14 protein-coding genes are annotated in these 17449 nt (G+C 73.7%); 11 read left to right on the top strand and 3 right to left on the bottom strand.

Features of this window, described 5'->3' with window-relative positions; genetic code table 11:
- A partial coding sequence (locus IEJ02_RS49870) for a hypothetical protein (protein WP_191065246.1) occupies positions 1–1281 on the bottom strand: 1281 nt, incomplete at its 3' end.
- On the opposite strand from IEJ02_RS49870, the gene IEJ02_RS14585 reads away from it, so the two are divergent.
- Positions 1174–2031, top strand: a complete 858-nt coding sequence (locus IEJ02_RS14585; RefSeq protein ID WP_317985795.1) for a tetratricopeptide repeat protein — start codon at positions 1174–1176, stop codon at positions 2029–2031. The genes IEJ02_RS49870 and IEJ02_RS14585 overlap by 108 nt on opposite strands.
- Positions 2032–2129: 98 nt before the next feature.
- Here the strand turns inward: IEJ02_RS14585 and IEJ02_RS14580 are convergent, their stop codons facing one another.
- Positions 2130–3458: a DUF1015 domain-containing protein gene (locus IEJ02_RS14580; protein ID WP_191065244.1), complete on the bottom strand. Its 1329-nt coding sequence runs from the start codon at positions 3456–3458 to the stop codon at positions 2130–2132.
- Positions 3459–3534: 76 nt separating this feature from the next.
- On the opposite strand from IEJ02_RS14580, the gene IEJ02_RS14575 reads away from it, so the two are divergent.
- From IEJ02_RS14575 to IEJ02_RS14560, 4 genes are all read left to right on the top strand, one after another.
- Positions 3535–4572: an HAD hydrolase-like protein gene (locus IEJ02_RS14575; RefSeq protein ID WP_191065243.1), complete on the top strand. Its 1038-nt coding sequence runs from the start codon at positions 3535–3537 to the stop codon at positions 4570–4572.
- Positions 4573–4855: 283 nt separating this feature from the next.
- Positions 4856–5905: a FecCD family ABC transporter permease gene (locus tag IEJ02_RS14570; protein ID WP_191065242.1), complete on the top strand. Its 1050-nt coding sequence runs from the start codon at positions 4856–4858 to the stop codon at positions 5903–5905.
- A complete protein-coding gene (locus IEJ02_RS14565) occupies positions 5902–6966 on the top strand; it encodes a FecCD family ABC transporter permease (RefSeq protein ID WP_191065241.1) in 1065 nt (354 codons plus the stop codon). The genes IEJ02_RS14570 and IEJ02_RS14565 overlap by 4 nt, the downstream gene beginning before the upstream one ends.
- 137 nt (positions 6967–7103) lie before the next feature.
- A complete protein-coding gene (locus IEJ02_RS14560) occupies positions 7104–7928 on the top strand; it encodes an ABC transporter ATP-binding protein (protein WP_223863824.1) in 825 nt (274 codons plus the stop codon).
- Between the two features lie 76 nt (positions 7929–8004).
- On the opposite strand, the gene IEJ02_RS14555 is transcribed toward IEJ02_RS14560, so the two are convergent.
- Positions 8005–8352 (bottom strand): sterol-binding protein, encoded by a 348-nt coding sequence (locus tag IEJ02_RS14555; protein WP_191065239.1) that lies wholly within the window; start codon positions 8350–8352, stop codon positions 8005–8007.
- Between the two features lie 227 nt (positions 8353–8579).
- On the opposite strand from IEJ02_RS14555, the gene IEJ02_RS50380 reads away from it, so the two are divergent.
- The 6 genes from IEJ02_RS50380 (at position 8580) to IEJ02_RS14525 (ending at position 16253) form a co-directional block, all read left to right on the top strand.
- Positions 8580–8840: a hypothetical protein gene (locus IEJ02_RS50380; RefSeq protein ID WP_191065267.1), complete on the top strand. Its 261-nt coding sequence runs from the start codon at positions 8580–8582 to the stop codon at positions 8838–8840.
- A 30-nt stretch (positions 8841–8870) separates the two neighbouring features.
- A complete protein-coding gene (locus IEJ02_RS14545; RefSeq protein ID WP_137980657.1) occupies positions 8871–9749 on the top strand; it encodes a TlyA family RNA methyltransferase in 879 nt (292 codons plus the stop codon).
- 83 nt (positions 9750–9832) lie between these two features.
- A complete protein-coding gene (locus IEJ02_RS14540) occupies positions 9833–10747 on the top strand; it encodes an NAD kinase (RefSeq protein WP_191065266.1) in 915 nt (304 codons plus the stop codon).
- 998 nt (positions 10748–11745) lie between these two features.
- Positions 11746–13491, top strand: a complete 1746-nt coding sequence (recN, locus tag IEJ02_RS14535) for a DNA repair protein RecN (RefSeq protein ID WP_191065238.1) — start codon at positions 11746–11748, stop codon at positions 13489–13491.
- Between the two features lie 319 nt (positions 13492–13810).
- The gene (locus IEJ02_RS14530) at positions 13811–14971 is read left to right on the top strand and encodes a glycosyltransferase family 4 protein (protein ID WP_275559231.1); all 1161 of its coding nucleotides are present in this window, start codon (positions 13811–13813) and stop codon (positions 14969–14971) included.
- 109 nt (positions 14972–15080) lie between these two features.
- Positions 15081–16253: a glycoside hydrolase family 64 protein gene (locus IEJ02_RS14525; protein ID WP_191065237.1), complete on the top strand. Its 1173-nt coding sequence runs from the start codon at positions 15081–15083 to the stop codon at positions 16251–16253.
- Positions 16254–17449: the final 1196 nt, after the last annotated feature.

Here is a 17449-nt window from a genome sequence, read left to right as displayed (position 1 = left end):
CCTGTGGGAGAGTAGGACGCCGCCGAACAATCTTTGAAGGACCCTTGGTCCCAGCGTGCATGCTGGGACCAAGGGTCCTTTTGTTTTTGCTGGGCCCGCATCGGTTTGACTGGTGCGGGAGAATGGCTGAAGTACATGAAGACAGGAGTCACGCCGATGTCCACCAACTCTCCCGACGACCGGTCGGGCCGCGAGCCGCGGGACCGGGACGCCGGCGACCGGCGGGAGGCCCGCGGCCCCGGGCCGCGCCGCGACGGCGGTCGTGGTGGTTTCCGGCGTGACGACCGCCGCGATGAGCGGCCGCGCGGGCCGCGTCGCGATGATGACCGTGGCGGGTTCCGCCGCGATGACGACCGTGGTGGCTTCCGTCGCGATGACCGGCGTGACGAGCGCCGGGATGATCGCCGGGACGACAGGTCGCGTGGGCCGCGTCGGGATGATGAGCGCGGGGGTCGCCCCGGCGGCTATGGGCGCCGCGATGACCGGGGTGGCCGTCCTGCCGGGCGTTACGAGCGCCGTGACGATCGTCGTGATGACCGCAGGGACGACCGTCGCGACGACCGGTCGCGTGGGCCTCGCCGCGATGACCGCGACGGTGGCTTCCGCCCGGGCGGTTTCCGCCGGGACCGCGACGATCGGCCCGACTTCCGCCGGGACGATGACCGCGGTGGCTACCGGCGCGATGACCGCCGTGACGACCGTGGTGGGTTCCGCCGCGATGACCGTGATCGTGACCGTGGCGGCCGGGGCGGCGGCTACGAGCGTCGGGATGAGCGGCCTTCGTACCGTCGTGATGATGATCGTGGTGGGTTCCGGCGTGACGAGCGTCGGGATGAGCGGCCTTCGCACCGGCGCGATGACGACCGCGGTGGATTCCGCCGGGACGACCGGCGTGACGATCGCCGGGACGACCGGTCGCGTGGGCCTCGCCGCGATGACCGGGACGGTGGCTTCCGGGGCGGTCGGGACGACCGCGGGCCGCGTCGTCCGTACGGTCAGGGCCGGGGCCGCGACGACCGGCGCTCCGGCGGTGGCGGCGGTGGGTTCAAGCGCCGTGACGACCGCACCGGCGGCTACGGGCGCCGCGAAGAGCGCGGCAGGGACCGCGACCGCGAGCCGATCAAGCGGCTGCCGATCCCCGAGGACATCACCGGCGAGGAGATCGACAAGGGCGTGCGGCAGGAGCTGATGAGCCTGCCGAAGACCCTCGCCGAGGACGTCGCGAAGAACCTCGTCATGGTGGCCAAGCTGCTGGACGAGGACCCCGAGCGGGCCTACCAATACTCGCGCGTCGCCCTGCGGCTCGCCTCCCGGGTGGCAGCCGTGCGCGAGGCCGCGGGCTTCGCCTCGTACGCCGTCGGGAAGTACGCCGAGGCGCTCGCGGAGTTCCGCGCCGCGCGCCGGATGACCGGCAACTCCGAGCTGTGGCCGGTGATGGCCGACTGCGAGCGCGGCATGGGCCGTCCCGAGCGGGCGCTGGCCATGGCCGGTGAGCCGGAGGTGCAGAAGCTGGACCGGGCCGGTCAGGTCGAGATGCGGATGGTGGCCGCCGGTGCCCGGCGCGACATGGGCCAGGCCGACGCCGCCGTGGTGACTCTGCAGAGCCCGGAGTTGGCCTCGAACTCCGTCCAGCCCTGGACCGCCCGGCTGCGCTACGCGTACGCCGACGCGCTGCTGGCGGTCGGCCGCGAGGACGAGGCCCGCGAGTGGTTCGCCAAGGCGCTCGAGGCGGATCAGAGCGGGAGCACGGACGCGTCGGACCGGCTCGCCGAGCTGGACGGGGTCGAGTTCGTGGACGCCCTCGACCCCGAGGAGGCGGCGGACGACGACGCCTCCCAGCCCGTCGATGAGCCGGTGGCCGAGAAGTCGAAGGCCGAGGAGCCGGTGGTCGAGGAGCCGGTGGTCGACGAGCTGCCGTCCGACGAGGACATGGTCGAGGACCAGCCCGAGGCCGACGACGCCGAGCCGGTGGCCGGGGCCACGTCCGAGGGCCAGGCAGCCGGGCCCGACGAGGACGGCGACGACCGCTGATGCCCTGACATGAGGGGGCGGGATCCCGGATCGGGATCCCGCCCCCTTCGCATGTCCGCTCGTATGCCCGCGCCCTCAGGGCGCCGCGCCCGAAGGGCTCACCCCAGTGTCAGGCTCCGCAGCACCAGCCCCGTCGCGGGCTTCGGCCCGAAGGACGTGGACTTGTGGGGCATCGCGATGCCCTGCCGCGCCAGCTCGTGCACGACGTCCTCGCGTACCGGATGCATCAGCACCGCCGTGCCGCCCAGCCGCTCCGCCTGCTCGACGGCCGCCGCCGGGTCGTGGAGGTAGCCGATGTGCTCGGGGGTGTCCGGGACGTTCCACAGATGGTTCAGCAGGGTGTGGTGGAGCACCGTCGCGTCCAGCGTCCGCCAGGCCTCGGGCCGTCCGTCGGGGACCGTACGGGCCAGCAGCTCAGGGTCCGGCCGGTCCAGGAGGTGGAAGCTGCCGTCCCCGGCCAGCAGGAAGGCGTTCGGCGCACCGGGATCGGCACGCGCCGCCTCGGCGAGGGTTTCCAGGGCGCGCGGCAGTGGGCCGTCGACCGTCCGCACCCGGAAGGCGCGCCGCACCGCCGGGAGCGCCTCGTCCGGGGGCAGCCGGCGGAGCAGCCGGTGGATGGCCCGGACCCGGAGCGGATAGCGGGCGGTGTCGACGAGCAGGACGAGCCCGAAGTCCCAGGGGCCTGGTTCCCGTCGCTCCTCGCGCAGCCGCAGATAGGTGGCCCAGCGGTGGTGGCCGTCGGCGATGAGGGCCTGGTGCTGGCGGAGGTCGGTGGACACCTCCACGAGGTCGGCCGGGTTCGTGACCCGCCACAGATGGTGGTCGACACCGTCCTCGGTGGTCGTGGAGAGCAACGGCTCGCGCTGGATGGTGCGTTCGATGACCTGCGCCGCCCCGCCGGCGCCCTGCCCGGCGGCCCCGTTCCCCGAAGTCCCGTTCCCGTTCCCGTTGCCGCGGTAGGCGAGCAGCAGCGGCTCCAGATGGGCGGCGGTGGCGCGCATCAGATCGGCTCGGTCCTCGACGACATGCGGCATGACCTCCTCGTGGGGGAGGACGATGCCCTCCTCGCGGGGGCTCAGCCGCAGCGCGCCGATCAGCCCGCGCTGGAGGGTCGGGCCGTCACGCTGCTCGTAGACGTAGAGCGCGGGTTCGGGGTCCGGGGCGAGCACTCCGTCCGCCTGCCAGCGGCGCAGCGTCTCGGCGGCCTGGCGGTGGCGGGCCTCCGGGGTCCCGGCCTGCGGCAGGATCAGCCGGACGATGTTGTACGGGTCCGCCGTCTCGAGCTCGCGCAGGCCCTCCGGCCTGACCACCACGTCGTAGGGCGGTGAGGTGACCGCGGCGAGACTGCCCACCCGCTCCGCGACATAGCGCAGCCCCCGGAAGGGGGTGAGCTGCAGACCTTGTCCGCCAGGCCCTGGAATGCTCATCAGTGAATGTTATGCCCCGCGCGGCGATACGCGATGATCGGGGGAGAAGCGCACAGATCTGCGAGGAGTGGCCCTCATGAACCAGCCCGTCCGCACCCGGCCCGAGTCCAGCCGGCAGTCGCTGAACCAGGCGTACGACACGGCCCTGCTGGACCTCGACGGGGTGGTGTACGCGGGCGGCGAGGCCATTGACCATGCCGTGGAGTCGCTGGTCACCGCGCGGGACGGCGGGATGCGGCTGGCGTATGTGACCAACAACGCGCTGCGGACGCCGGAGGCGGTGGCCGAGCATCTGACCCGGCTCGGGATGCCCGCCACCCCCGACGATGTGATCACCTCCGCGCAGGCGGTCGCGCGGCTGATCTCCGAGCAGCTGCCGAAGGGCGCCCGGGTGCTGGTGATCGGCGGGGAGGGGCTGCGGGTGGCGCTGCGCGAGCGCGGGCTGACGCCGGTGGACTCGGCGGACGACGACCCGGCGGCGGTGGCGCAGGGGTACGGCGGGCCGGACATGCCCTGGGCGCGGCTGATGGAGGCGGGGTACGCGGTGGCGCGCGGGGTGCCGTGGTTCGCCTCCAACCTGGACCTGACGATTCCCAGTGGCCGGGGCATCGCCCCGGGCAACGGCGCGGCGGTGGAGGTCGTGCGCATCGTGGCGGGCACCTCCCCGCAGGCCGCGGGGAAGCCGCTGCCGCCGATGCACCGGGAGACGATCCTGCGGACCGGCGCCCGGCGGCCGCTGGTGGTCGGGGACCGGCTGGACACCGATATCGAGGGCGCGTACGCGGGCGGGGTGGACTCGCTGCTGGTGCTGACCGGGGTGACCACGCCCGCACAGCTGCTGGCCGCCGAGCCCGGGCACCGGCCGTCGTATGTGGACCGCGACTTGCGGGGGCTGCTCACCTCGCAGCCGGAGGTGGCGCCCGACGGGGCGTCGGGCGGCTTCCGGTGCGGGGGCTGGGCGGCGCGGGTCGAGGACGGCGCGCTGGTGCTGGAGGGCGGGGGCGAGGAGCCGCTGGACGGGCTGCGGGTGCTGTGTGCGGCGGCGTGGTCCGAGGCGGGGGACGGTGTGAGCGGCGCGGACGCGGGGAAGGCTCTGGCGCGGCTGGGGTTGTGAGCCGACAAGGCTCTGGCCCGGCTGGGTGGTGAGCCGGCGCGGCCGGGCTCTCGGCCGCGCGGGGGCCGACGCTCCGCGCTGACGGGGCCGGGCTCCGGGCCGACGCGGCCGAGGGCCTGAGCCGACGGGGGCTCCGCGCCGACAGGGCCGGGGTTCCGAGCCGACGGGGGCCGTGAGGCCGAACTCGCGCTCCGGGAAACCCGCATGGATGCGGCCAGTGGGACTTAGGGTAACCTAACTTAACCTGAGTCCTGATCGGCCGTGCTGTGAGGTGGAGTTCCGCGTGACCCTGGTCAGTCCGGCGCAAGCCGGGACCGAGACAGCGAGCGCGCCGCCCCGGCGGCGCACCGCGCGCCGTGTGACCGGACTGGTCGTCTCGCTGGGTGTGCTGCTGGCGATCGCCGCCGCGTCCATCGCGATCGGCGCCAAACCGATTCCGCTGGACCAGGTGTGGCACGGGCTGTTCCACTACAGCGGCAGCGACACGGATGTGGTGATCCGGGACGTACGGCTGCCGCGCACCATCCTCGGGCTGCTCGTCGGCGTCGGCCTCGGCCTCGCGGGCGCGGTCATCCAGGCCCTCACCCGCAACCCGCTCGCCGACCCCGGGCTGCTGGGGCTGAACGCGGGCGCGTCCGCCGCCGTCGTCTCGGCCATCAGCTTCCTCGGCGTCACCTCCCTCACCGGCTATGTGTGGTTCGCGTTCCTCGGCACCGCCGTCGTGTCCGTGCTGGTGTACGCGCTCGGCGGCAGCCGGAGCGCCACCCCGGTGCGGCTCGCGCTCGCCGGGACGGCGGTGTACGCGGCGCTCTACGGATACGTCAACGCCGTGGAGCTGCTGGACACCGCGGCGCTCGACAAGATGCGCTTCTGGACGGTCGGTTCACTCGCCTCCGCCAATATGACGGTGGTCCGGCAGGTGGCCCCGTTCCTCCTGGTCGGCGTGGTGCTGGCGGTTCTGCTGGGCCGTTCGCTGAACGCCGTGGCGCTCGGCGACGACACCGCCCGCGCGCTCGGCAGCAACCTCAACCGCACCCGGGCGCTCTCGATGATCGCGGTCACCCTGCTGTGCGGGGCCGCGACCGCCGCCTGCGGGCCGATCGCGTTCGTCGGGCTGATCGTGCCGCATCTGGTCCGCGCGCTCACCGGGCCCGATATGCGCTGGATCCTGCCGTACGCCGCGGTGCTCTCGCCCGTTCTGCTGCTGGGCGCCGATGTGATCGGGCGGTTGGTCACCCGGCCCGCGGAGCTCCAGGTCGGCGTCGTCACCACCTTCATCGGCGGACCCCTCTTCATCTACCTCGTACGTCGCCGAAGGATGGCCCAACTGTGAACGCGAGCAAGCGCACCGCCAAGTCCGGGACGCGCGGGGTCACGCTGCGCACCGCCGGTCTCTCGCTGCGCCTGGACGTCCGCGGCGCGGTCGTGGGGCTGCTGCTGATCGCCGTGGCGCTGGTGATGAGCGTCGTGCTGATCGGCACCGGCGACTTCCCCATCGCCCCCGCCGATGTGGTGCGGACGCTGCTCGGCAACGGCACCGTGGCGCAGGACTTCATCGTCAACGATCTGCGGCTGCCGAGGGTGCTGGTGGGGCTGCTGGTCGGGGCGGCGCTGGGCATGGGCGGGGCGATTTTCCAGTCCATCTCCCGCAATCCGCTGGGCAGTCCGGATGTGATCGGCCTCGGCCAGGGGGCGGCGGCCGGGGCGCTCACGGCCATCGTGCTGGTCAAGGGCGATTCGACCGTGGTCGCCACCGGGGCCGTCCTCGGCGGGGTGCTGACCGGACTGGCCGTCTACGCGCTGGCCTGGCGGCAGGGCGTCCACGGCTATCGGCTGGTCCTCGTGGGCATCGGCATCTCCGCGACGTTCACCGCCGTCAACGGCTATCTGCTCACCCAGGCCCAGCAGGAGGACGCGGCGCGTGCGGTGATGTGGCTGACCGGCTCGCTGAACGGCCGCGACTGGGACCAGGTCTGGCCGCTGCTGGCCGTCTGCGCGGTGCTCATGCCCGTGGCGCTGGGGCAGGCGCGGAACCTGCGGATGCTGGAGATGGGCGACGACAGCGCGTACGCCCTCGGGGTGCGGGTGGAGCGGACGCGGATGGTGCTGATGGGCGCGGCCGTGCTGCTGGTCGCGTCCGCCACGGCCGCCGCCGGGCCCGTCGCCTTCGTGGCGCTCATCGCCCCGCAGCTGGCCCGCAGGCTCACCCGCTCGCCGGGTCCGAACCTGCTCCCCGCGGCCTGGATGGGCGCCGCGCTGCTGGTCACCGCCGACTGGGCCGCCCAGCGCGCCTTCGGGGCCGATCAGCTGCCGGTGGGGGTGCTCACCGGGATGCTGGGCGGTGCCTATCTGCTGTGGCTGCTGGTGACCGAGCGCAGGGCGGGGCGGATATGACGACCGATGTGACGACTGAGGACATGACCCGGACGGAAACTGTGGACACGACCCGGACGGAAGACGACATGGACAAGGACACCCGGCAGACCGTGGCTTCCCGCACGAGTGGCGCCCCGGACCAGCGGCAGCGGCTCATGGCGGAGGGGCTGACCCTCGCCTACGACCGGCGCACGGTCGCCGAGGAACTGTCCGTGACCATCCCCGACCACTCGTTCACGGTCATCGTCGGGCCGAACGCCTGCGGGAAGTCGACCCTGCTGCGCGCCCTGTCCCGGATGCTCAAGCCGGCGGCCGGATCGGTGCTGCTGGACGGGCAGTCGATCGGCTCGCTGCCCGCCAAGAAGGTCGCCCGCACCCTCGGGCTGCTGCCCCAGTCCTCGATCGCCCCGGACGGGATCACCGTCGCCGACCTGGTCGCCCGAGGCCGCTATCCGCACCAGGGGCTGCTGCGGCAGTGGTCGGAGACGGACGAGCGGATCGTCGACGAATCGATGGCGGCGACCGGGGTGGCGGAGCTCGCGGATCGCTATGTCGACGAATTGTCCGGCGGTCAGCGGCAGCGGGTGTGGATCGCGATGGCCATCGCCCAGCAGACCCCGCTGCTGCTCCTCGACGAGCCCACGACCTATCTGGACATCCAGCACCAGATCGATGTGCTGGACCTGTGCGCCCAGCTCCACGAGGAGCAGGGCCGCACCCTCGTCGCCGTGCTCCACGACCTGAACCACGCCGCCCGCTACGCCACCCATCTGATCGCGATGCGGGGCGGGGAGGTCGTCGCGGAGGGGGCGCCGGGGGACGTGGTCACGGCGGAGCTGGTGGAGCGGGTCTTCGGACTGCGCTGCCAGGTGATCGACGACCCGGAGACGGGGACGCCGCTGGTCATCCCGGCCGCCCGCCGGTCCCGTACGGCGCGGGCGGAGGCGCCTCTGGCGACCGCCGCGGTGAACGAGTCCTGAGGGGCGGCTCGGGGCGGGGGCGCCCGGGCCGGGGCGGGGTCCGGAGCGGGGCAGGGCTCGGGGCGGGGTGCCTGCCCTAGATCAGCTTCCGCAGCCGCAGCAGGTCGCGCAGCCCGGCCTCGAGCTTGATCCGTCCGCTGCCCCACGCCCGTGCGAAGTGCAGCTCGCCGTCGACCAGGGCCACCAGGTCGTCGCCGGTCATCGCCAGCCGGATCTGCGCACGCTCGGCCGGGGGGCCCGGCTCGGTCGTCACATCCTCGATCCGGCTGTCCACGAGACGGCCGACGAAAGTGGTGTCCAGGTCGGTGATCCAGCAGCTGACCGAGCGATCGAGCGCGGCAGCGCTGCGAAGGTCCCCATTCGCGGTCGCGAGGTTCTCCGCCAGTTTGTCGAGTGCGCTGCGGCACTGTTCCAAGGTCGCCATCGCGGACGACGTTACCCCAGGTCTCGTACGTCGGAGAACGAAGGATTCGCGGTAGCGTCGGGGCCATGAGCGAGCCGATGCCGGCCGGGTGGCCCGGCCCACAGCCCGGTCGGGCGACCGAGGGGGTCCAGGAGGCCGCTCCGGAGCCGGTGCCCGAGGGGGCCGAGGACGCCGAGGGGGCTGGGGACGCCGCGCCGGAGCCGGTGCCCGCGCGGGCCGAGGACGTCGTGCCGGAGCCGGTGCCCGAGCCCGTGCCGGAGCCGCCCGGCCCCGCCGATCCGGCCCCGCTCGGCGTGGACCGTACGCCCACCGGCGTCGCCGAGGTGGACGCCCGGCTGGCCCGGCTGGCCGACGCCGACCACCTCGGAACGAGCGGACACCTGGAGGTGTACGAGGATGTCCACCAGGGCCTGCGCGACACGCTGACCGCACTCGACCGGCGGCCCGGACCACCGCCGCCCGGCCCGCGGCCCCCGTCCGCTACGTAAACGACCTCAGGAGCTGAACCACCCGTGGCAGTGACCCGTCCACGACGCGTACGACTCGACGCGGAGCTGGTGCGCCGCAAGCTGGCGCGTTCGCGTGAGCATGCCAGCCAGCTGATCGCCGCGGGCCGGGTCACCGTCGGCGGGGCGGTGGCGACCAAACCGGCCACCCAGGTGGAGACCAGCGCGGCCGTCGTCGTGATCGCGGACGACAGCGATCCGGACTATGTCTCGCGCGGTGGCCACAAGCTGGCGGGCGCGCTGTACGCCTTCAGCGAGGAGTACCGGAAGGGCGCGGGCGCGGGGCAGGACCCCGGGGTCCGCCCGGCCACGGGAGCCGGGGCCGGGCTGAAGGTCGCCGGGCGGCGGGCGCTGGACGCGGGCGCGTCCACCGGAGGCTTCACGGACGTCCTGCTGCGCGCGGGCGCCGCTCAGGTGCTCGCCGTGGACGTCGGCTACGGGCAGCTCGCCTGGTCGCTGCAGAGCGATGAACGCGTCAGTGTTTATGACCGTACAAACGTACGCGAGCTGACACTTGAGCGGATTGGGGGGAAACCTGTGGACCTGGTGGTCGGTGATCTCTCCTTCATTCCGCTCGGGCTCGTCCTGCCCGCCCTCGTGCGGTGCGCGGCGCCCGACGCCGATCTGGTGCTGATGGTCAAACCACAGTTCGAGGTCGGCAAGGAGCGGCTGGGCAGCGGGGGAGTGGTCCGCAGCGCCGAACTGCGCGCCGAGGCGGTGCGCACGGTGGCCGGGCGGGCGGCGGAACTGGGACTGGGTGTGCTGGGCGTAACGGCCAGCCCGCTCCCGGGGCCGTCGGGTAACGTCGAGTACTTTTTGTGGATGCGCGCCGGGGCGCCGGCACTGGACCCGGCGGATGTTGACCGTGCAGTGGCGGAGGGGCCCAGTTGACCACTTCAGAAGCAGCGCAGCAGAAGGAAGCAGTGCCCGAGCCCGGAGCCGGGGACGCGGTGGCGGCACCGGCGATCGAGCCGATGACGCCGGCGGCCGAGGCGACGGCGGACCGTACTGTCTTCCTCCTCGCGCACACCGGCCGCCCGGCGGCCATCCGCAGCGCCGAACTGGTCGTCCATGGGCTGCTGCGCAGCGGGATCGGGGTGCGGGTGCTCGCTGCCGAGGCGGCGGACCTGCCGCTGCCCCCCGCTGTCGAGCGCGTCGACGCGGACCGTGACGTGCTGGACGGCTGTGAGCTGCTGGTCGTCCTCGGCGGGGACGGAACCCTGCTGCGCGGGGCCGAGTTCGCCCGGGTCTCGGGCGTGCCGATGCTCGGCGTGAACCTCGGCCGGGTGGGGTTCCTGGCCGAGGCCGAGCGGGACGACCTCGACAAGGTCGTGGACCGGGTGGTGACCCGGCAGTACGAGGTCGAGGAGCGGATGACGATCGATGTGCTGGTCCGCAACGACGGGCACATCGTGCACACGGACTGGGCGCTGAACGAGGCGTCGGTCGAGAAGGCCGCGCGTGAGCGGCTGCTCGAAGTGGTCACGGAGGTCGACAACCGCCCGGTCTCGCGGTTCGGCGGCGACGGCGTGGTCTGCGCGACCCCGACCGGCTCGACGGCCTACGCCTTCTCGGCGGGCGGGCCGGTGGTGTGGCCCGAGGTGGAGGCGCTGCTGATGGTGCCGATCAGTGCCCACGCGCTGTTCGCCAAGCCGCTGGTGACCTCGCCGAAGTCGGTGCTCGCGGTCGAGGTGCAGCCGCAGACCCCGCACGGGGTGCTGTGGTGCGACGGCCGCCGCACGGTGGAGCTCCCGGCGGGGGCGCGGGTCGAGGTGCGGCGGGGGGCGGTACCGGTTCGGCTGGCCCGACTCCACCATGCGTCGTTCACGGACCGCTTGGTCGCCAAGTTCGCCCTGCCGGTGGCGGGGTGGCGGGGCGCGCCGCACTAGCGGCTGTCCGCCAGGCCTCGCCGCCCGCGGCGGCCTGTTCCCCTCCCCGCCCCTTCCCGAACCCGGGGCTCCGCCCCAGACCCCGGAGGACCGGGGCCGCGCCCGGGCGCCGGGGGTTGGGGTTGTGCCTTGGGTGCCGGGGGTTGGGGCTGCGCCTCAGATTCCGNCGGGGCCGCGCCCGGGCGCCGGGGGTTGGGGTTGTGCCTTGGGTGCCGGGGGTTGGGGCTGCGCCTCAGATTCCGGGTCGGGGCTGTGCCCCGGGCCCCGGGGGGGTTGGGGTTGTGTCCCGGGTCCCGGGGGGGGTGGGGTTGTGTCCCGGGTCCCGGGGGTTGGGGTTGTGCCTTGGGTGCCGGGGGTTGGGGCTGCGCCTCAGATTCCGGGTCGGGGCTGTGCCCCGGGCCCCGGGGGGGGTGGGGTTGTGTCCCGGGTCCCGGGGGTTGGGGTTGTGCCCTGGGCGGCGGGGGCTGCGCGTCAGGCTCCGGGGGATCAGGGCTGTGCCCCGGGCCCCGGGGGTGGGTTGTGCCCCAGGCCCTGGGGGCGGGGTTGTGTCCTGGGTGCCGGGGAGTGGGGTTGTGCCCTGGGTCCCGGGGGTGGGGTCGCCCCCTCAGATCCCGGAGGGCCGGGGCTCTCTCCAGATCCCGGGGCCGGGGCTGCGCCTCAGATCCCGGACCCCGGGGCTGTGCCCCAGGCCCCGGGGTCCGGGGGCGGAGCCGCTGTGGGGCCGCCGGACACCCAGTAGTTCGGCTGCCGCCGGGGTGTGCGGTCAGGGGCCCCATGCTCCAGGCCCTCCGGTGTTCGAGTAGCGGGTCCCGGGCGGAGCCCATGTTTCTAGCCCCTCCGGCGCTTGAGGAGCGGGGTTCGGGGAGGAGCCCCGACGTTTCGGGAAGGGGCGGGGTGGGGGCTCTCCGCCGGAGGCGCCCCCACCCCGCACCGGGCAGATGTGCGGGTGGACCCCATAAGTGGCGCCCCTTCGTCGCATCGCACCGACCAAACCTCGTATGGTCTTGCACGTGCTGGAGGAGATGCGGATACGTGCCCTGGGCGTCATCGACGACGCGGTCGTCGAGCTGTCGCCCGGCTTCACCGCGGTGACCGGTGAGACCGGCGCGGGCAAGACCATGGTCGTCACCAGCCTCGGGCTGCTGCTGGGCGGCCGCGCCGACGCCGCCCTGGTGCGGATCGGGGCCAAGGCGGCGGTCGTCGAGGGCCGCCTTACGGTCGACGCCCGCTCGGCGGCGGCCGTAAGGGCCGAGGAAGCGGGGGCCGAGCTCGACGACGGGGTGCTGCTGATCAGCCGTACGCTCTCCGCCGAAGGGCGGTCCCGCGCCCACGTGGGCGGCCGCTCGGTCCCCGTGGGCCTGCTGGGCGAGCTGGCCGACGATCTCGTGGCCGTGCACGGCCAGACCGATCAGCAGGGCCTGCTGCGGCCCGCCCGGCAGCGGCAGGCGCTGGACCGGTACGCGGGCGCCGCGGTGGCCGGGCCCCTGGAGAAGTACGCGGCGGCCTACCGTCGGCTGCGTGCCGTCTCGGCCGAGCTGGAGGAGCTGACCACACGGGCCCGCGAGCGGGCCCAGGAGGCGGATCTGCTGCGCTTCGGCCTCGAGGAGGTCGCGGCCGCCGAGCCCCGGCCCGGGGAGGACGAGGAACTGGCGGCCGAGGCCGAACGGCTGGGGCACGCCGAGGCCCTGGCGTCCGCCGCCGCCGTCGCGCACGCCGCCCTCGCCGGGAACCCGGAGGACCCGGAGGGCGTGGACGCGGCCACCCTGGTCGCGGGCGCCCACCGCGCCGTGGAGGCCGTGCGCTCCCATGACCAGGCCCTCGCCGGGCTCGCCGACCGGATCGGCGAAGTGGGCATCCTGCTGTCCGATGTGGCCGGGGACCTCGCGGGGTACGCCGACAACCTGGACGCCGACCCGATCCGCCTGGCGGCCGTCGAGGAGCGCCGCGCCGCGCTGTCCCAGCTCACCCGTAAGTACGGCGAGACCATCGCGGACGTGCTGGCCTGGGCCGAGCAGGGCGCCGCACGGCTGGCCGAACTCGACGGCGACGACGACCGCATCGGCGAGCTGACCGCTGAGCACGACGCGCTCCGCGCCGAGCTGGGCGAGCTGGCGCAGACGCTCACCGACGCCCGTACGGAGGCGGCGGGGCGGTTCGCGGAGGCGGTCACCGCCGAGTTGGCCTCCCTGGCGATGCCGCACGCCCGGGTCACGTTCGCCATCCGCCAGACCGAGACGGAGGGGGACGGCATCGAGGTGGGCGGCCGCCCGGTGGCCTTCGGGCCGCACGGCGCCGACGAGGTCGAGCTGCTGCTCGCGCCCCATCCGGGCGCCCCGCCCCGGCCGATCGCCAAGGGCGCCTCCGGCGGTGAGCTGTCCCGGGTGATGCTCGCGGTCGAGGTCGTCTTCGCGGGCTCCGACCCCGTACCGACGTATCTCTTCGACGAGGTGGACGCGGGCGTCGGCGGTAAGGCGGCGGTCGAGGTGGGCCGCCGGCTGGCCAAGCTCGCCCGCTCCGCACAGGTCGTGGTGGTCACCCATCTGCCGCAGGTCGCGGCCTTCGCCGACCGGCACCTGGTGGTCGAGAAGACCAACGACGGGTCGGTGACCCGAAGCGGCGTGAAGGCCATGGAGGGCGAGGACCGCGTACGGGAGCTGTCGCGGATGCTCGCGGGGCAGGAGGACTCCGAACTCGCGCGGGCGCATGCGGAAGAGCTCCTGGAGGCGGCCCGCGCGGGACGCTGACCCTTTACCCGAGGCTTCACGCAGCCCTTCACGCGAGGCTTAATACGAGGCTTCACGCAGCCCTTCACGCGATTCACGCAGCCCTTCACGCGACGCTCCACGCGATCCCGCGCGCGACGCTTCCCCCGAACCCGCGCGCGACGCTCCACCGATCCTTCACCCGAACGGGTGGTACCGCGGACGCGCGGGCGAGTTCGGGGCAGGCGTCACCCGGGAGCGTTGCGACGAGGGTCCGGCGAGTGCTGGCATTCTTGGGCGGAGCGCGTCCGCACCGTCCCCCCCCCCATCGCCCCGACACCGTCTCAGGAGCTCCGCCCGCGTGAGCAGTACCGTGAGCAGCACCCCGGTCCCGCCGCACGCGCAGTCGTCGCTGCACGCCGTCCAGGTGCTGGGCGCCGGGAGTTCGGGCAGTGGGGTGCATGTGCGGTCGCTGTCGGCCGGGCTGGTGGCGCGCGGGCTGCGGGTGACCGTCTGTGGGCCCTGGAGCGCCGAGCGGGGCTACGGCTTCACCCAGACGGGAGCGCGGTTCACCGGGCTCGACGCCCTGACGGACGCCGGAAGCATGGCGTCGCTGCGCAGGGCCACCCTGGGAGCGGCCCTGGTGCACGCCCATGGGCTGCGCTCGGGGCTGCTGGCCGCCGTGGCGCTGCGCGGCCGGAACGTACCCCTGATCGTCACCTGGCACACCCGCGTGGACGCCGAGGGCGCCCGGGCCCGTCTGGTCCGGCTGATGGAGCGTCGGGTGGCGCGGGCCGCCGCGATCGTGCTCGGGGCCTCCTCGGATCTGGTGGACCGGGCCCGGGCCCGCGGTGCGCGTGACGCCCGGCTGGCCCCGGTCGCGGTGCCCGCCCCGCGCCGGCCGCCGGAGACCGCCGACGGCCGCCGCCAGAAGGCGCGGGCCGAACTGGGCGTGGTGGAGCGGCCGTTGCTGGTCACGGCGGGGCGGCTGGAGGCAATGGCCGGACACGGCCCGCTGCTGGACGCGGCGCGGCGCTGGCGCGTGCTGGATCCGCGGCCGCTGCTGGTGGTGGCGGGGGAGGGGCCGGACCGTGCGGTGCTCCAGCGCCGGATCGACACCGAGGGGCTGCCGGTGCGGCTGCTCGGCCGCCGCGAGGATGTGCCGCAGCTGCTCTCCGCGGCCGATGTCGCCGTGCTCTCCAGCCGCTGGGAGGCGCGGTCGCTGCTGGCCCAGGAGGCGCTGCACGCGGGGGTGCCCCTAGTGGCCACGGCGGTCGGCGGGGTGCCGGAGCTGGTGGGGGAGGCGGCCGAACTCGTCCCGTACGGCGACCCCGAGGCCCTGGCCGACGCCGTGACCGGGCTGCTCGCCGATCCGGTGCGCCGGGTGGAGCTCGCCGCGGCGGGGCGGGCGCGGACGGCGGGCTGGCCGACGGAGGACGACACCGTCGCCCATGTCCTCAGCGTCTACGATGAATTGGTGCAGACCTTTCTGCGTGAAGGGGTTGACGGGCCCGGTCGTTGATCGGCAGGGTGCTGGGCAGAGGAACAGAGAGCGCTCTCAATGCGCGCGTCTCGTCATCCCCCACGCCATTTTCCCGGCAACCCCCACTACGCCGAGGAGCACCATCATCATGATCAGTCGCAGGAAGCTGCTGGGTGGAATCGCCGCCTCCGCCGCCGCGGCGGGAACCGGTCTCGCCGTCGCCGGCGGCCGCGCGGGCGCCGCGCCGAGCGCGAAGGCCGCCGCCTCCCTGCCCCTGACCGTCGTGAACAAGACGGGGCAGTACGACAACGGGTCGGTATGGCTCTACATCGTCGGCAACGAGGGCGACCGTCAGGTCCACGTCACCCCGGACGGCAACATCGCCCCCGTCGCGCTCTCCGACAACGGCTCGGACGGCTTCACCGACTACGCGATCCCGCTGGCCGGAAGCGGTGACACCAAGCTGAACCTGCCTCAGATGTCCGGCCGGATCTATGTGGCGCTGGGCTCCAAGCTCAAGCTCAAGGTGGTCGAGGACGGGGCGGGCAAGGCCGCGCTGCAGTACCCGGCGGGCTGGGTGTCCGGCGACCCGAACTACGACATCATGCACGACTGCGCGGAGTTCACGTACAACTCCTCGGGGATGTTCTGCAACACCACCATGGTGGACATGTTCAGCGTCCCGCTCTCGATCCACCTCACCGGCGCCCAGGACCAGACGACCGGCACCCTCAAGGACGGCGCCCGCGCCAAGGTCTTCTCCGACCTCGCCGGCGTCGACGCCTTCAAGAAGCTGATCGTCGGCGACAATCTGCGGGTGATCGCTCCCGGTCATGGCATGGGCGCGGGGGTGTTCGCGGAGGACTACTTCGCGTCGTACATCGACCAGGTCTGGGACGCCTACGGATCGAAGGACCTCAAGGTCACCACCAACGCGGGCACCTTCACCGGCCGGGTGAGCGGCGGGAAGTTCTCCTTCACCGGCCCGGCCTCGGTCTCCTTCGACAAGCCCTCTACCAAGGACGTGCTGTTCTGCGACGGCGCCCTGGCCGCGCCCAACGACGGGACCACAGGCCCGGTCGCGGCGATCCTCGGCGCGGGCTTCAACCGCACCACGCTGCACAACGCCGATGCCCAGCCGACCACGGACCCGGCCGCCTTCTACGGTGGGGACGTCACCAACCACTACGCCAAGGCCATGCATGCGGCGACCGTGGACGGTAAGGCGTACGGTTTCGCCTTCGACGATGTGGCCGAGTTCGCGTCCTACATCCAGGACACCGCTCCGAAGGGGATCACGCTCACGCTGACTCCGTTCTAGGGGTGTCCGACGGGGCGTGACGCCTGCGGCGGGCTGTTCCCCTCCCCGCCCCTTCCCGAATCTGGGGCTGCGCCCCAGACCCCGCCGGGGCTGCGCCCCGGGCCCCACTGGGGCTGTGCCCCAGACCTCAGTGGGACTGTGCCTCAGGCTCCAGTGGGGTTGTGCCCCAGGACCTACTGGGGCTGCGCCCCAGGCCTCGCCGGGGCTGTGCTCCAGACCCCGCCGGGGTTGTGCCTCGGGCCCTACTGGGGTTGTGCCCCAGGCCGCCGGGGCTTCGCTCCAGCATCCCGCCGGGACTGTGCCCCAAGGCCCCACTGGGGCTGTGCTCCAGATCCCGCCGGGGTTGTGCCTCGGGCTCCAGTGGGGTTGTGCCCCAGGACCTACTGGGGCTGCGCCCCAGGTCCCGCCGGGGTTGTGCCCCAGGCACTACTGGGGCCGTGCCCCAGGCACCGCCGGGGCTGCGCCCAGACCCCGCTGAGGCTGTGCCCCAGACCTCAGTGGGGTTGTGCCTCGGGCCCTACTGGGGTTGTGCCCCAGGCCGCCGGGGCTTCGCTCCAGCATCCCGCCGGGACTGTGCCCCAAGGCCCCACTGGGGCTGTGCTCCAGATCCCGCCGGGGTTGTGCCTCGGGCTCCAGTGGGGTTGTGCCCCAGGACCTACTGGGGCTGCGCCCCAGGTCCCGCCGGGGTTGTGCCCCAGGCACTACTGGGGCCGTGCCCCAGGCACCGCCGGGGCTGCGCCCAGACCCCGCTGAGGCTGTGCCCCAGACCTCAGTGGGGTTGTGCCTCGGGCCCTACTGGGGTTGTGCCCCAGGCCGCCGGGGCTTCGCTCCAGCATCCCGCCGGGACTGTGCCCCAAGGCCCCACTGGGGCTGTGCTCCAGACCTCGCCGGGGCTGTGTTGCCTTCAGATCCCAGCGAGGCTGTGCCTCAGGCCCCAGTGGGGCTGTGCCCCAGACCGCCGGGGCTGCGCGCCCCAGACTCCGCCGGGGCTGTGCCTCAGACCCCGCCAGGGCTGTGCCCCAGGCCCTACTGGGGCTGTGCTCCAGACCTCGCCGGGGCTGTGCTCAGGCCCCAGCGGGACTTCGCCCCAGGCCCCAGTGGGACTTCGCCTCAGACTCCGCCGGGGCTTCGCCCCAGGCCCCGGGGGCCGGGGCGGGGCCCCTGCCGTGCGGTGGGGGCGCATATCGATGCTGCGG

Origin of the sequence: Streptomyces sp. 5-10, assembly GCF_014712245.1 — a bacterium.
In the GTDB taxonomy this organism is placed as follows: Bacteria; Actinomycetota; Actinomycetes; order Streptomycetales; family Streptomycetaceae; genus Streptomyces; species Streptomyces violaceusniger.
This window is presented reverse-complemented; position numbering and strand designations above follow the sequence as displayed.